The organism is Methylophaga sp. UBA1464 (genome assembly GCF_002325665.1).
Lineage (GTDB): Bacteria > Pseudomonadota > Gammaproteobacteria > Nitrosococcales > Methylophagaceae > Methylophaga.
On the sequence record NZ_DCSO01000040.1, the window covers coordinates 30,131 to 30,416 of the forward strand.

Genomic DNA, 286 nt, shown 5'->3' on the forward strand with positions numbered 1-286 from the left:
GTGGCATGGGCGGAATGGGTGGCGGCCGACACGATAATTTCTTTGCCCGGGGCGAAGATGTTAACGCCAAAATTACCATCTCACTGGAAGATGCTTTTAACGGGGCGAATAAGTCTATCCGTCGTCCTGCGGGCGCAACTCAAACCGGTACTGTCAGTGTCAAGATCCCTGCGGGCATTGAACCCGGCAAGAAAATTCGCTTAACCGGCCAGGGTAAAGCCAATATGAACGGTAAGCCTGGAGATTTATACCTGGAAATCCAGATTGCTCCTCATGCGCTTTACCT

At 51.7% G+C, this 286-nt stretch carries 1 protein-coding gene; it reads left to right on the forward strand.

Annotated features, from left to right (window positions below; genetic code table 11):
• A partial coding sequence (locus B3O33_RS04045) for a DnaJ C-terminal domain-containing protein (protein ID WP_292363008.1) occupies nt 1–286 on the forward strand: 286 nt, incomplete at both ends.